The sequence below is a fragment of the Leptospira noguchii serovar Panama str. CZ214 genome (assembly GCF_000306255.2).
GTDB classification, from domain to species: domain Bacteria; phylum Spirochaetota; class Leptospiria; order Leptospirales; family Leptospiraceae; genus Leptospira; species Leptospira noguchii.
Genome location: NZ_AKWY02000031.1, coordinates 130,459 through 145,347, shown reverse-complemented (window position 1 = coordinate 145,347; position 14,889 = coordinate 130,459). Strand labels below are relative to the sequence as shown.

Here is a 14,889-nt window from a genome sequence, read left to right as displayed (position 1 = left end):
CAAAAAGCCGTCACGAAATTTTCGAAGACGGCTTTATAAAAAATTTGGAATTTAGACGGAAAAGCCTAACCAAACCTGTCGCTTAACAATTTTACTACTTGATCCGGTCTCATGTTTGCTTGTGCGAGCATTGCCGAACCACTTTTTGTCAGGATCTGATTTCTAGTATAATCTACAATCTGTTCTGCCATGTCTGCGTCCCTTACGCGACTTTCTGCGGCAACCATATTCACATAACTAGATTGTAAACCCTGAGAAGTAATTTCTAAACGATTGTAATAGGCTCCTAAATCAGCTCTTTGTTGATTCACTTTGGAAATGGCCGTATCTAAAAGTCCAATCATTGCATTAGCGCTTGCGGGAGAAGAGAGGGCTTGTTTTTTTCCATTGGCAACTAATTGTAAACCAGTAGCATTCATAGAATCTATAAAGATATCTAACTTCTCGTTTTGGTTAGGTCCTACTTGAAGTTGGATCGGTTTGTTCGATTGTTTAGAGTGATCTCCGGAAAGAGGTTTGATATGATTGAACTCTGCAGATTTTCCAATTCGATCTACTTCTTCTATCAGCTGATCCACTTCAAGTTGAACTAATTTGCGATCTTCGTTGGAATAAATTCCATTGGAAGTTTGGATGGAAAGTTCTCTCAATCTTTGTAGTATGTTGTTTACTTGTTCGAGAGTGCCTTCCGTAACCTGAATAAAAGAAACTCCATCCATTACGTTTCGTTCCGCTTGAGCCAGTCCTCGGATCTGAGTCCGCATTTTTTCCGACATTGCAAAACCTAGAGCGTCGTCTCCAGCGCGATTGATTCGCAAACCGGTGGAAAGTTTCTCCATTGTCTTGTCTAATTCTTTATTTACACTTTTCAGTACGTTATTCGTCCTGAGAGCGCTAATGTTGTGATTGATAATCATTGTCACAACCTCCCTGTATTATGTTACCCGGATCCGTCCGAGTCGAAGTTTTTTGGGCAGTAACTGCCTTTGTTTTTCCACTGCGAACTTTCACTCTGTTTTTAGGACGAAGGTGAAAGTTTTATATTTTTTTCCTAAAGTGTTATGCGGAGGGAGCCGATACTTAGTTTAGGAAACTTTTATCAAAATAGTAACTAAATTATTTTTGAAAGCAACTCTTTTCCTTCAGTTTATAAAAAAAGTCCTTTCTTTCCGTACTTTATTCTCATTGTTTTGATCTTATTTTGTCTCTTTTTTCAAAAATTGAAAAAGAGACGGTTTATGAGTTAGCAAATTATGAAAATCTACACAAAAAAAGGCGATTTTGGACAGACGTCTTTAGCAACTGGCGTAAAGGTTCCTAAATCGGATCGTAGAGTGGAGTTGTATGGAACCGCTGATGAACTCAATTCTACGATTGGAGTCGTAAAATCGTTTTTGCGAAAAGAGTCCGTGCTTCATTCTACTTTGGAAATGATTCAAAATCTTCTTTTTGAATTAGGTGCGGAATTAGCTGGCTTTCAACCCAAACAAGAATCCTGTATTTTAGAAGAAGACATTGCATTTTTAGAAAATCAAATTGATCAAATGCAGGAAAAATTAGAACCGTTGAAAAAATTCATTCTTCCTGGTGGAACTAAAGCGGCTGCATTTTTACATATTTCTAGAACCGTTTCCAGAAGATTAGAAAGAGAAATGGTGAAGTTTAAGGAAGAGGGCCTTGAAATTCTTTCTTCTCCTATGGTCTTTATGAATCGTCTTTCGGATTATTTTTTTGTGGCCGCTCGTTTTGCAAATTTAGAAGAGAATATTCAGGAACCCTTATGGACGTCCAGAACAAAGACGTAAATTCTCATCCTAAGGGTCTTACGGTTTTATTTTTTACAGAGACTTGGGAAAGATTTAGTTTTTATGGAATGCGCGCCTTACTCGTGTTATTTCTTACTAAGGTTTTTCATTTTTCCGATGTGGATGCAAATCGAATCTATGGAATTTACACTGGTCTTGTTTATCTAACTCCTCTTATAGGTGGTTATCTCGCGGATCGTTATTTAGGTTTTAAAAAATCTATCTTTTTAGGAGCCACGTTGATGATGTTCGGGCATTTGAGTCTGGCCTTTGAAACAAAACCGTTTTTCTTTTTAGGTTTGGGATTGCTTATCCTTGGAGTTGGTTTTTTTAAACCAACTATCGCTACGGTTTTAGGAAGAATCTACGAAGAAGACAATAAAACTAAAATGAAAGATTCTGGTTTTACGATTTTTTATATGGGAATTAATTTGGGAGGTTTTTTAGGTCCTTTATTTTGCGGTTATTTTAGTGAATCTTGGGGTTGGGGATATGGGTTTGGAGTGGCTGCTTTTGGAGTGTTATTTGGAATTTTAATTCTTCTTTTGGGTCAAAAACAATTTCCGGAACGAGTTTTCGATCCGGGCAAGAAAAATCATATCGCTGAAGGAAAAAAACATTCTACTTTGAAAAAAGAAGAAAAACAAAAACTTGCAGTAATTTTTATTTTTACCTTATTTGTGATCATTTTTTGGGCCTCTTTTGAACAGATAGGCTCTTCTATGAATCTTTTTATAGATCGTCATGTAAACCGTAATTGGTTCGGATACGATATTCCTACACCTTTTTTTCAGTCTTTAAATCCACTTTTGATTTTGATTTTTGCTCCTATAATCGCTTCTTTTTGGACTGCGCTTGCAAAAAATAATTGGAAACCGGATACTTCCACAAGGTTTGCATACGGTTTTTTTATTTTGGCTTTGGGTTTTTTAGTTTTAACGTTAGTCACTCTTGATTTTAGGCCTGGTCATAAGATTTCGGCGGTTTGGCTTTTGTTAATGGTAGTTTGTATTACTGTAGGGGAACTATTTACGTCTCCTGGAGGTTTAGCTTTAGTCACTAAGTTGTCTCCTAAACAACTGGGCGGTTTTATGATGGGGGTTTGGTTTCTTTCTAGTTTTTTTGGTAATATTCTCGCCGGAGAATTGGCTGGTCTTATGAAAACGGATCGTTTTCCTACTTTTTTTGGGATGTTTGCAATACTTGCATTTGTAGGCGGAATGATTCTTTATATTACAAGAAAAAAACTTCAAACCTGGATGCACGGAGCTGATCAGTAAAATATGCAATTTTTAATATATTCTAAAATTTATATATTGGGTGATGTTGATGTTTAGAGTTATTGGAATCTTTTTTGTTTTGGTTTGGATGCCCGTTTCCGTTTTTGCGGACCCGTTTTCAGATCTTCTCAAGGAAGATTTTGAAGCGGGGCAGACTCTACTAATCCGAAATTCCGTCTTTCAAAAGTTAGGTGGTAAATCTAAGGACCCGAAAGTGATTGAAATCACAAAAAACACGATCCCTTGGGCCATCATGGAGGGTTTGGCTCCGGACACGATTGCAGATTTGATCGTAAATCAATACTACGTGTCTCTTTCCGGCTTACGTTTTACGGAGGCGGAAGACGCAATTCCGATTCTTTCCAAACAAAAACTTTCCGAAAAGGATTTTGTTTTAGTTTCTTTATTTGTAAAGGAAACGACTCAGGCAGGAATCAGAGAAGAAATCAGAAACGTTTTTTTATCTACCGCTTTAAAATCTCGCTGGGACGGATTTGCAATTTTAGCGGGGGGTAGAGCTCTCATCGCTGGAAAATTTGTAGGGATTCCTGAAAATAGACTCGCTTCTAGAATATTGGGTTCTTTTCCAAACAGAGGAGCAGCGGTTTCTTTTGAAAAGACTGATTCTGCTTTTAGGCAGTCGATTTTTTTCAATCCAACAAACGATCGTTATACGTTTGCTTCGGATCTTTTATCTCAACTTAAGTTATTACACGAAGGAACTAAAAGTAAATCTTTGAGTTCTTGGACCGAAACAATTTCTCAGGCTCGAACCTTGGATAGAAATTTAGATTCTGCAGGTGAAATTGTAATCGGAGATAGGCCAAAATTCGGATTTGAGGAAAATATTCCAGAACCTCCTTTGGTTCCAGAAGTAGAACCGGAAACTCCAATTCAACCCGGTAAAATAGAATGGGAGATATTAACTTCTTCTAATTTAGTTTCAGTCGTTAAGGAATGGTTGGGGACTCCTTATTATTGGGGAGGGACTTCTAAAAAAGGTGTGGATTGTTCTGGATTTACGTTCAGTTCTTTGACGGATAAACGTGTGGGAGTTCCCGCAAAAATACTCCCCCGACTTGGGAGAGAACAAGCCAATTCTGGAAGTAAGATTTCTCATCAGAATTTAAGAGCGGGGGATTTGATTTTTTTCTCTGCGTCTCCCAATCAAAGTAAAATTACTCACGTTGGTCTTGTAATCAACGAGAAAGAATTTGCACACGCTTCTTCTACGAGGGGAGTTGTAATTGATAAAATTTCTATGAAGTGGTGGATCGATCGTTATGTGACATCGAGAAGGCTGTTTAAAAAAGTTTTATAAGAAAAACGTTATAAAAAGAATTTTTAATTTGCCATTGTTTGTAGAACGAAGGATTGTATTCGAAAATTTGAATTTAAGATCGTTATCTTTCACTATAATGTGTGTTTAAATTTTATCGTAAGTCCTCTTTAGGTGGTGTAAATTACAGTTATTTTCGGCATTTTATTTTATAATCAAACGACCGTTATTCTACATCATTTAAGATAACTTTTATTCTCTTAGGTTTAGTTCTTCCGCGATTTGCATTAAAATTTTCATCTTTTCCATTGGATTTGGATCTACTAGAATTTCTTGTTTTTTAGAAAATTCAAAGTTGAGAATAGAAGCGATAAAATCGATTGGAAAAGGATGTGTCATTAGTTCGTTCATCCTAAGAATCAAATCTTCTCCGGCGCCTTCTGAAAGTAGTATTCTTTTAGTAAGAAATAAAAGTCTTTCAAAGCCCTTTTTAAAATTTTCATGTTTTAGATATTCGAAGTTAGGTTCAATCTTTTCGACTTTTCCTACTCGAAAAGGTTCCATCGTTTCGTAATCGATCAATTTAGCGATTCCTTTTCCTTCTAAAAGAATATTGGACCTTCCATCTGGCAGAGGATCTCTTCTTACAATTTTTCCCCAACCGAATACGGTTTCAATTTCAGGATGTAAAGATAACATTTTAGATTTACTAAGTAGGGGAGCAATGGCTAGTTCTTCGCTCGATTCCATACAATAGTCTAACATCAATCTATATCTAGGTTCGAAAATATGGAGAGGTAAGTATGTCCCTGGAAACAGAATGATTTCCGGTAACGGAAAGATTGGGACAGTAGTGATTGACACAGGAAGCATACTATAACTGCTTAGACAAAAACCGTAAATCAAAATCCCAAGGATCGGTAGAATTTGTATTATCTAAATAGAAATCGTTTTCAAACTTCAACGGCCAATCTTAAAAATTTAAAAGTGATCGTGATTGGAGATTTCATCTTGGATGAATATCTCATTGGGGAAGTAAATCGAATTTCTCCGGAAGCTCCCGTTCCTGTAGTCTGGGTTCGTACAGAAAAAATTACCTTAGGTGGAGCGGGAAACGTAGTCAAAAATTTATCAAGTTTAGGTGTAAAGTCAGTTGTTCTTGGAAGAACCGGAAAAGATGAAAGAGCTAAAAATCTCGCTGGTCTTTTACTTCACGAAAACACAGATAAGGACCAGAACTTTTTGATTGCATCCGAAGGTGTTCCTACGATTGTGAAAACAAGGGTGATCGCGGGACATCAACAAGTTTGTAGGATTGATAAAGAAGAATTAAAACCAATCAATTTAAATGAAGAAGACGAACTTCTTGGGGCTTTTTTAGAAAGAATTGATTTGGCGGACGCAGTAATTCTTTCTGATTACGATAAAGGGACTTTAACTCCTAGGATTATCAGCGAAATTTCTAAAATTTGTCTGGATAAAAAAAAGATTGTAACAGTGGACCCGCAGGTCAGTCATTTTTTTCTATACAAAGGAGTCAGTATTCTGACTCCAAATCATCACGAAGCCGGCAAGGCCATCGGAAAAAAACTAGAAAACGATTCTGAAATTTTAAATGCAGCGGAAGAAATTTCCGAAAAACTTTCTTGTCCTTCTCTTATGATTACAAGAGGGGAAAAAGGGATGAGTTTATATCTTTCTTCTAATAAAGAAATGTTTCATATTCCAACGGTTGCAAAAGAGGTATTTGATGTTACCGGTGCTGGTGATACAGTTATCAGTACTTACACCGCTTATCACGCCGCGGGATTAAACGAACTAGACGCAAGTATCGTTTCTAATGCGGCCGCTGGAGTCGTAGTTGGAAAGTTAGGTGCAGAAACGGTAACTCCAGAAGAATTAGAACTTTCTTTACAATCTATGGGGAGTTTTGAAAATTAAATGGACTTAAAAAATCACGTCGTTTCCTGGGAAAACGTCGAGGCTTTTGCGGATCGGATTCGAAAAAATAAAAAAATTGTTTTTACGAATGGTTGTTTTGATTTAGTACATAAAGGTCACATAACGTATCTTTCTCAGGCGCGCGAATTAGGTGATTTTCTTTGGATAGGACTCAATTCGGACTCTTCTGTAAAACGGCTGAAAGGTGAACAAAGACCTCTCGTTTGTGAAGACGATAGAGCAATTCTTCTTTCGAATCTGAGATTTGTGGATGCGGTCACAATTTTTACTCAGGATACTCCTTTGGATCTGATTCGTTTGATCAAACCTAAGATTCATGTAAAGGGTGGAGATTACAAAGTAGAAGAGTTGCCTGAAACTAAAGTAATCAGAGAACTAGGAGGGGACGTTCAAATTTTACCCTTTGTTCCTGGAAAGTCCACCTCTTCAATCGTCGAAAAGATTTTAAAACTCTGAAGTAAAATCTTTTTCATTTTCTCATAATCTCATTTTCAAGTTAGTTGGATTTGAATCCAATTTTGATTTTTTGTAAGTTACTCATAATATCTAACGTTTTTGGAAAGTTATTCTATAACGGGAAAAATTATTTTTACGAATAGGTTCTACAATTTCTATCAATTTGATATTAAAACTCTTTACTCATTTTTTAGTCGTACGGATTCCAGTCCTTAAATTGACTTGGGTCTACTTTTTAGAAATGGAATTCACGGAAATTCCGGTTTGAATTTCTAAGAAACACTCGAAACTCTGTTCTTAGAAGGTGGAATATAAGTTGTCGAGAACTAAGTTTATCTTTGTAACCGGAGGGGTGAGTTCCTCGCTTGGAAAGGGAGTCACTGTTGCGGCTCTAGGTTGTTTATTGGAAAGTAGAGGATACACTGTTTCCCTCCAAAAAATGGATCCTTATATCAATATAGATCCTGGAACTATGAGCCCTTATCAGCATGGAGAAGTCTATGTAACCGCAGACGGAGCCGAAACAGATCTTGATTTAGGTTATTATGAACGTTTTACTCATTCTAAATTGACTCGAAAAAATTCAGTATCCACCGGCCAGATTTACAATACAGTCATTCAAAGAGAAAGAAAAGGAGATTACCTAGGTCGTACGGTTCAAGTTGTTCCTCATATCACAAACGAAATTCGAAATCGGATGTATATCGTAGCTAGAGAAGAAAATCCAGATTTTATCATTGTTGAAATTGGAGGAACCGTAGGTGATATTGAATCGATTCCGTTTTTAGAGGCGATCCGTCAAATGCGTTACGAACATGGAAGTTCTAACGTATTGTTCGTTCACCTAACACTTGTCCCAACGATCACCGCCGCGGGAGAAGCAAAAACAAAACCAACTCAGCATTCCGTCAAAGAATTACTCGGACTTGGAATCCAACCGGATATTCTAGTCTGTAGAGTTTCTCAACCGATGACAAAAGAGATGAAAAATAAACTTTCTCTTTTTTGTAATGTCAAAGAAGAAAACGTAATCTCAGCAAGCGATATTTCCACTTCTATATACGAAATTCCTAAAATGTATAAGGAAGAAAAATTGGACGAAGTAGTTCTGAAAACTATGGGGTTGGAACTTAGAGAATCTAATTTTTCAGAATGGGATAAAATGGTGAAAGGTTTGTTAACCACCAAACAAACCGTTCAGATTGCAGTTGTTGGAAAGTATATTTCTCTACAAGACGCATATCGTTCCATTTATGAAAGTCTTTCTCACGGTGGAATTGCACACGATACAAAAGTAGAGTTTGTTAAAGTGGATCCGGAAAATTTAAATAAGGATTCTTATGTAGAGATTCTTAAAAACGTACACGGTATTTTAGTTCCGGGTGGTTTTGGAGATAGAGGAATCGAAGGAAAAATTTTAGCCATTCAATTTGCAAGGACCAAAGGAATTCCTTTTTTTGGAATTTGTCTTGGAATGCAGTGTGCGGTTGTGGAATACGGAAGAAACGTTTTAGGACTTAAGGACGCAAATTCTACTGAAATCAGACCTGACACCGAACATCCGGTAATTTCTCTTTTAGAAGAACAAAACGACATAGAACAAATGGGTGGAACGATGAGGTTAGGTTCTTATCCTTGTAAGGTTAAAGAAAATACTCTCTCTTATTCCGAATATAAATCGCTTCTCATTCATGAACGTCATAGACACAGATTTGAATTCACAAATCGTTATAGAAAACAATATGAAGAAAATGGAATGATCATAGCAGGTACTTCGCCGGACGATAACCTAGTTGAAATCGTGGAAATTCCGAAACACAATTGGTTTATAGGAGTTCAGTTTCATCCTGAATTTCAGTCCAAACCTACTTTACCTCATCCCTTATTCGCTGGATTTATCCGCGCCGCCGTGAAATACTCCAAAAAAGGATGAACATGAAAGACAATACCTGTACAAAAAGAGATTTTTTAAATGGAACTAAAATCGGAGGAGACGAACCTTTTTTTCTAATTTCCGGCCCTTGTGTTATGGAAAACAGGGACCTATTGGATCGGGTCTGCGCCGAAATGATAGAAATTTGCGGAGAATTAAAAATTCCTTATATTTTTAAAAGTAGTTTTGATAAGGCCAATCGTTCTTCCGTAAATTCTTATCGTGGGCCAGGGCTTGCGGAAGGTATTAGAAATTTAGAATATATTAAAAATAAATATAAGATTCCGGTTTTGACGGACATTCACGAAACATCCCAGATTCTTCCTTTAAAAGATGTGATAGACGTATATCAGATTCCTGCGTTCTTGTGTAGACAGACGGATCTAATTTCACAATCCGCTCAAACAGGTAAATGGGTGAACGTAAAAAAAGGTCAATTTCTTGCGCCTTCAGATACTCGCCATATCGCCGTTAAAATGAATGAATCCGGAAACGATAAATTACTTGTTACCGAAAGAGGGACTTCGTTTGGTTACGGAAATTTAATATTCGATGGAAGAGCTGTGCCTATCATTCACGGATTTGATATACCTCTTGTATTTGACGCAACTCATTCTGCACAACTTCCCGGAGCCGCTGGAAACAGTACGGGCGGACAGAGAGAATTCATTCCGAGTATTCTTCGTTCTGCTGTTTCTCTCGGTATTGAAGGTATTTTTATGGAAGTACATCCAGATCCGCAAAATGCTCTTTCTGACGCGACCACTCAGTATCCTCTTTCTCAGATTAAGAATCTTTTGAAAGAAATGATCGGTTTAGATCGTTATATTAAAAAAGAGATTTTAGTTTCCAGAAGTGGATTATAATCAAGTTTTGTCATGAAAAATAGAAGTAACAATCGGATTTTAATTTTGGTTGTTTGCGGATTTTTTCTAATCACATTCGAAAATTGTAAAAAAGTAAATTATGAAAGAGTGGAGAAGGAGAAGGAAAGTGGTTCTTCAATTTCGATTCGAAACTTTAAAAGAGAGGCTTATGATTCAAGCGGACAATTGCAGTGGGAATTACGAGCAAATGAGTCTTTTGTTTATGTAAACGAGAATAAAACCACCTTTTACGACATCGATTTTGATCAGTATGAGGGAGGAAAATTTAAATCTAAACTTTTGGCCGAAAAAGGTGAAATCAATCATAAGACAAGATTGATGTTCTTGGAAGGAAAAATTTTACTAAAAACAGACGATAACAAAATTTTGACTGCAAAGACGATGGAATACAACATGGATACTAAAAAATTAGTATCCGATTCGGAAGTGACTGTAAGCGCGGACGGAACTACGATTAGAGGAATTGGACTCAGAGCGGATAAGGACCTAAATAAATTTACGATTCTAAGACCTACCGCCATTACTCAGGGCGGCACGAATCCTTTGAAGGCGGCCGGTTCCCCATGATCCGTAAAGTTCTAATATTCTTTTTTATATGTATTCCATTGATTGCATATTATGGAAATGTAAAACCTCCTCTGCTCGTAGGAAGTGAAACTGCAGATAGAAAGTTTATAAATGTAACACCCGAAAATACGGAAAAGAAAAATTCAACTCCAAACTTTCCAACTTTTTGGGGAGGATCTTCTTTAACTCAAGAAGATAAAACGGTTTCCGGTTTGAAAATCACTTCTTTTACTTTGGAGGGAGGGGCTTGGATTCAACACAAAAAGGTAAAACTTTCGGCAAATCAAATTGAGGTTTATGGAAAAGACGCGTTTAAAGGATTTTTACGTGGGGGAGTTTTTGTTCAAGACGGAGACAACGGAGTGACCTTACGAGCTGGAGTAGGTGAATACGATAAGTTTGAAGAAAAAGTAACTATCAAAGATCGTCCTAGATTGTTTCATACGGATAAGAGCGGATTAAAAACGGTTATATCTGCAAAATTTATCGAAAGAAATCTTTCTAATAAAATTACTCTTTTAAAAGAAAATGTAATTATCGCACATCCTCAAATTACAATTCTTTGTAAAGATGCGGTTTTTGAAGAAGATTCTGACAAGATTACCACTGATCCAGATCCAATCTTAATTGCAAAAGATCGTTATCTGACAGGAAAACAACTTACGTTTTATACAAATATCAACAAAGTAGAGTTAGTTGGAGATAGTATCCTTTTTCAAAATTATACTGATAAAGAAGTCGTAGAAAATAAAAATAAAAAAGATTCTCAGGAAACGATCAAAAAGGAAGTGACTAGGGTTGCAGTTTTTAAAGGGGACAAGGTAGTAAGCGACAAGGATGAAAACGGAGAAACTAGAGTAGGTTTGTACGGAAACGCAACCATTTACAGACACAAATTAAAAATGAACGCTGAAAAGTTGATAAGCTACGGCAAAAATTCTTCTAAGATTGAAGCCAGAAATCAAATTACGGTTCACGATCGTGAAAACGCATTGATCCTCTCTGGGAATGTCCTTGACTACTTTAAAAACGATGAATACATTCATTTGACCGATTCAGGAAAAATTGATTTTTTAGATAAAAAAACGGAAGCGGTCACAAGTACAATGACCGCCGTAGAGTTTGAACGGTTTATGGATAAAAATGAAACCGTTATCCGAGGAAACGTTTTTATAGAAGGTAAGGATTCTTCCGCAACAGGGGAATACGCCACTTATTTTGAAAAAGAGGAAAAAGTGTATCTTGAGGGAAATCCTACTTTGAGAAAAAATGGAAGAGACATTCATGCAGGAAAGATAATATTCTTTCCGAGAGAAGGTAGAGCTCTTTTGACTGATGGAATTCTTCCTGGAAAGTAAACAATTAAGAATATGAGTAAAACCTTCCGAATGGACAACTTGATCAAGGTCTATAACAAAAGAAAGGTAGTAGACGGAGCTAGTTTTAATATCAAAAAAGGAGAAGTTGTAGGGCTTTTAGGTCCGAACGGCGCGGGCAAGACTACTTCTTTTTATATGTCCGTAGGTTTTGTAAGACCAGATTCCGGAAAAGTTTTTATAGACGGACAAGATGTTACCGATTCTCCCATGCATATACGCGCAAGACTCGGAGTCGGTTATCTTGCACAAGAAGCGTCTATCTTTCGTAAGTTGACGGTTGCTGAAAATTTAGAAGCGATTTTAGAAACGATGAATCTTTCCAGAGCCGAAATTATCAAACGAAGAGATGAACTGCTAATTGAACTTCAGATTATGAGGGTCGCCAACCAAAAGGGTTATACACTTTCTGGAGGAGAAAGAAGACGTTGTGAAATTGCAAGAGCTCTTGTTACCAATCCCGACTTTATCTTGTTAGACGAACCTTTTGCCGGTGTGGACCCGATTGCTGTGAAAGATATTCAAACAGTAATTGGTTCCTTAAAGGAAAGAGGACTTGGAATTTTAATTACGGATCACAATGTAAGGGAAACTTTAAAGATTACGGATCGCGCCTATATTATGTATAGCGGTAGAATTTTGATTTCCGGATCTACACACGATCTTGTGAACGATCCTGAAACAAGAAGAATCTATCTGGGCGAGGATTTTACACTGTGAATCTAAGTCAGTCACTGGTTCAAAAACAAACCCAGAAACTTGTGATGACCCAGGACTTAAGACAGTCTATAGAACTTTTACCTCTATCTACTTTAGAACTTTCTGATAGAATCAATTCTGAACTTGTAGAAAATCCTATGCTCGAAGAAGAATATACATCGGAAAGAAATAGAACTCCTGATTTGTATAGTAGGGACGATTTAAAAAGAAAAGAAAAGAATGACTTTCTTAAAAATTCAGACGTGAGTTGGCAGGATCATTTTTCTTTGGATAAGGCCGGGAGCGCAGGAACTGACGCTTCGGATCGAAATCAAAAATACATAGAATCTTCTCCGGAAAAAAGTTCCTTACCCGAACACCTTCTTTGGCAACTTAGACTTTCTAATCTAAAACCTGATGAAATTTCCATCGGAGAAATTTTGATTTCCATGTTGGATGATCATGGATTTATTCCGATTCCTATTCCGGATCTTTGCACCGAAATGAAGCTGAACGAAAAAAAGGTTCGTAAGGTTTTAGATCAGATTCATAGGTTGGACCCTATCGGAATCGGAGCCAAAGACGTTCAAGAAACTCTTCTTATACAATCTAAGATACTAAAACCGGAAGATTCAAATTTGCATACTTTGATTCGGGATCATATCAAGGACTTAGAAAAATTGGATTATAAGTCTATTTCCAAAAAGATGGAAATCTCACTCGAGTCGGTTGAATCTTTGGCGTCTGAAATCAAAAAGTTAGAACCTTATCCCGCCACGTTGTACACTCCAAACAAGCCGGATTATGTTATTCCAGACGTAATTGTAAGGGAAGTAGACGGTGAATTTGACATTTATATCAACGACGAATGGATTCCCAGACTTAAGGTTAATAAAGAATATAAGAATATTCTAAAAAACGCGAAAGAGTCGGATAAGGAATATATCGCCACAAAACTAAGTTCGGCGGAATGGTTGATCCGTTCCGTAAATCAAAGAAGACAAACCTTGTTTAAAGTCACGTCAGCAATTATAGAAATGCAAATTGCATTTTTTCAAAAAGGGATTCAGCATATTAAACCACTGACTCTTAAAGACATTGCAGAAAAGTTGGAAATGCACGAGTCCACAATTTCCAGAATTACTTCTAATAAATACATTCAGACTTCGCGCGGAATCATGGAGCTAAAATGGTTCTTTTCTTCTGGAGTTCGTTCTACAGAAGGAGGGATCGAATCTTCTAAAAAAATACACGATCTCATCCGAAATTTAATCCGAGAAGAACAATCCGAAAATCCTCTTTCTGATCAAGAGATAGTAGAAGCGATCGGAAAACAAGGAATTGAAATTGCAAGGAGAACGGTGGCTAAATACAGAAAAATTTTGAAAATTCTACCTTCCAGCCAAAGAAAAAAAGTTAAGTCTTTGGAGTCCAGATAGTTCATGTCCATGCCTGGTATCAACGTTTCTAATCTTCTCAACGAACACGAAGAATTAGGTCTACGTTTACTCGCGGGTCAAAAAGGTCTTATCAATCGGATCAATATGTCGGAGATCAATCGTCCTGGACTTTCTCTTACCGGATTTTACGAAAGTTTTGCACACGACAGAATTCAAATTTTTGGTAAGGGGGAATGGGCTTATATCACTTCTAGAACTCCGGAGGATTTAGAAAAAATAGCCGCGGAGTTTTTCGGATTTCATCTCAATTGTATCATATTCACTCATGGAAATATGCCTCCTCCTATTTTTATGGAGAATTGCGAGAAACTAGGAATTCCACTGATGATCTCGGAAGTTTCCACCCATAAATTTATCACTCTGATTTCTGGTATTTTAGACCGAAGTCTTGCGCCAAGAACGATGAGGCACGGAGTTTTGATCGAGGTTTTTGGAATTGGAATTTTACTTTCTGGAAAAAGTGGAGTAGGTAAAAGTGAAACCGCTCTCGAGTTGATAGAAAGGGGACATCGTCTTGTTGCAGATGATATGGTGGAAATCAGAAGACTTTCTGAAAGTTATTTAATTGGAACTTGTTCTGATCTACTTAGACATCATATGGAAATCAGAGGATTAGGAATTTTGAATATTAAAGATATATTCGGGATCGGATCTGTAAGAGATCATAAACTCATTGAACTAATTATTCATTTAGAAGAATGGACAGAAGATAAAGATTTTGACAGAACAGGTCTTGAAAATCCTACAGAAGAACTTTTAGGAGTCCAAATTCCACTGATTCGAGTTCCTGTGCGACCCGGAAGAAATATTCCGATTATTGTGGAAACCGCGGCGATGAATCAACGTCTTCGTAAATTGGGCAAAAACGCAGCGCAAGAATTCAATCAAAAGTTAAGTCAATACTTACAGCAGGGTAAAGTTGAAAGAAATCCTACTCAAAATCAATGAAAACGGAACCGGAATGCACGCAAGACCAGCGTCTGTTTTCGTGAATTGTGCATCCAAGTTTCCCTGCGAGATTACTGTTGTCAAAGACGACGTCGTAGTAAACGGAAAAAGTATCATGGGACTTATGATGCTCGCACTTGCGCCTGGAAACGAATTTAAAATTCAAGTAGAAGGTGAAAAGGAAGACGAGGCACTGGAGGCGCTAAGCAATATCGTAAACAACGATTTCGTTTAATA

General features: G+C 37.1%; 15 protein-coding genes and 1 pseudogene. 14 read left to right on the top strand and 2 right to left on the bottom strand.

The genetic code is table 11. From position 1 onward, the window contains the following. Positions 1 to 65: 65 nt before the first annotated feature. On the bottom strand, positions 66 to 917 hold the full coding sequence (locus LEP1GSC059_RS16550) for a flagellin N-terminal helical domain-containing protein (protein ID WP_004430742.1): 852 nt from the start codon (positions 915 to 917) through the stop codon (positions 66 to 68). 52 nt (positions 918 to 969) lie between these two features. Here LEP1GSC059_RS16550 and LEP1GSC059_RS22370 point away from each other — a divergent pair. The 4 genes and pseudogenes from LEP1GSC059_RS22370 to LEP1GSC059_RS16535 all read left to right on the top strand — a co-directional run bounded on the left by LEP1GSC059_RS22370 (position 970) and on the right by LEP1GSC059_RS16535 (position 4,406). Beyond that, positions 970 to 1,321, top strand: a pseudogene (locus tag LEP1GSC059_RS22370) (hypothetical protein). Next, complete coding sequence (locus LEP1GSC059_RS16545) at positions 1,254 to 1,805, top strand: cob(I)yrinic acid a,c-diamide adenosyltransferase (protein WP_020981074.1); 552 nt, start codon at positions 1,254 to 1,256, stop codon at positions 1,803 to 1,805. Before LEP1GSC059_RS22370 ends, LEP1GSC059_RS16545 begins: the two are co-directional and overlap by 68 nt. Continuing rightward, positions 1,781 to 3,085 (top strand): peptide MFS transporter, encoded by a 1,305-nt coding sequence (locus LEP1GSC059_RS16540; RefSeq protein WP_020981093.1) that lies wholly within the window; start codon positions 1,781 to 1,783, stop codon positions 3,083 to 3,085. The genes LEP1GSC059_RS16545 and LEP1GSC059_RS16540 overlap by 25 nt, the downstream gene beginning before the upstream one ends. Positions 3,086 to 3,134: 49 nt before the next feature. After that, complete coding sequence (locus LEP1GSC059_RS16535; protein ID WP_002176652.1) at positions 3,135 to 4,406, top strand: C40 family peptidase; 1,272 nt, start codon at positions 3,135 to 3,137, stop codon at positions 4,404 to 4,406. A 210-nt stretch (positions 4,407 to 4,616) separates the two neighbouring features. Here the strand turns inward: LEP1GSC059_RS16535 and LEP1GSC059_RS16530 are convergent, their stop codons facing one another. Then, positions 4,617 to 5,237 (bottom strand): LON peptidase substrate-binding domain-containing protein, encoded by a 621-nt coding sequence (locus LEP1GSC059_RS16530; protein WP_017213189.1) that lies wholly within the window; start codon positions 5,235 to 5,237, stop codon positions 4,617 to 4,619. A gap of 54 nt (positions 5,238 to 5,291) precedes the next feature. On the opposite strand from LEP1GSC059_RS16530, the gene rfaE1 reads away from it, so the two are divergent. From rfaE1 to LEP1GSC059_RS16480, 10 genes are all read left to right on the top strand, one after another. Beyond that, the gene (gene rfaE1 / locus LEP1GSC059_RS16525; protein ID WP_017213190.1) at positions 5,292 to 6,305 is read left to right on the top strand and encodes a D-glycero-beta-D-manno-heptose-7-phosphate kinase; all 1,014 of its coding nucleotides are present in this window, start codon (positions 5,292 to 5,294) and stop codon (positions 6,303 to 6,305) included. Further along, positions 6,306 to 6,782 carry a D-glycero-beta-D-manno-heptose 1-phosphate adenylyltransferase gene (gene rfaE2 / locus LEP1GSC059_RS16520; protein ID WP_017213191.1) on the top strand — a complete coding sequence of 159 codons (477 nt, stop codon included), beginning with the start codon at positions 6,306 to 6,308 and terminating at the stop codon, positions 6,780 to 6,782. A gap of 316 nt (positions 6,783 to 7,098) precedes the next feature. Continuing rightward, positions 7,099 to 8,715, top strand: coding sequence for a CTP synthase (locus LEP1GSC059_RS16515; protein WP_004436381.1), 1,617 nt, complete (start codon positions 7,099 to 7,101; stop codon positions 8,713 to 8,715). Continuing rightward, positions 8,712 to 9,581, top strand: a complete 870-nt coding sequence (gene kdsA, locus LEP1GSC059_RS16510) for a 3-deoxy-8-phosphooctulonate synthase (protein WP_017213192.1) — start codon at positions 8,712 to 8,714, stop codon at positions 9,579 to 9,581. Before LEP1GSC059_RS16515 ends, kdsA begins: the two co-directional genes overlap by 4 nt. Before the next feature lie 12 nt (positions 9,582 to 9,593). Beyond that, positions 9,594 to 10,169 (top strand): LPS export ABC transporter periplasmic protein LptC, encoded by a 576-nt coding sequence (lptC, locus tag LEP1GSC059_RS16505; protein WP_002176687.1) that lies wholly within the window; start codon positions 9,594 to 9,596, stop codon positions 10,167 to 10,169. Next, positions 10,166 to 11,527 carry an LptA/OstA family protein gene (locus LEP1GSC059_RS16500; RefSeq protein WP_002176750.1) on the top strand — a complete coding sequence of 454 codons (1,362 nt, stop codon included), beginning with the start codon at positions 10,166 to 10,168 and terminating at the stop codon, positions 11,525 to 11,527. The genes lptC and LEP1GSC059_RS16500 overlap by 4 nt, the downstream gene beginning before the upstream one ends. 12 nt (positions 11,528 to 11,539) lie before the next feature. Further along, complete coding sequence (gene lptB, locus LEP1GSC059_RS16495; RefSeq protein ID WP_017213193.1) at positions 11,540 to 12,265, top strand: LPS export ABC transporter ATP-binding protein; 726 nt, start codon at positions 11,540 to 11,542, stop codon at positions 12,263 to 12,265. After that, positions 12,262 to 13,683 carry an RNA polymerase factor sigma-54 gene (gene rpoN / locus LEP1GSC059_RS16490; RefSeq protein WP_020981085.1) on the top strand — a complete coding sequence of 474 codons (1,422 nt, stop codon included), beginning with the start codon at positions 12,262 to 12,264 and terminating at the stop codon, positions 13,681 to 13,683. The genes lptB and rpoN overlap by 4 nt, the downstream gene beginning before the upstream one ends. A gap of 3 nt (positions 13,684 to 13,686) precedes the next feature. After that, on the top strand, positions 13,687 to 14,652 hold the full coding sequence (hprK, locus tag LEP1GSC059_RS16485; protein ID WP_002176592.1) for an HPr(Ser) kinase/phosphatase: 966 nt from the start codon (positions 13,687 to 13,689) through the stop codon (positions 14,650 to 14,652). Continuing rightward, a complete protein-coding gene (locus LEP1GSC059_RS16480; protein WP_000658909.1) occupies positions 14,624 to 14,887 on the top strand; it encodes an HPr family phosphocarrier protein in 264 nt (87 codons plus the stop codon). Before hprK ends, LEP1GSC059_RS16480 begins: the two co-directional genes overlap by 29 nt. The last annotated feature ends 2 nt before the right edge of the window (positions 14,888 to 14,889 follow it).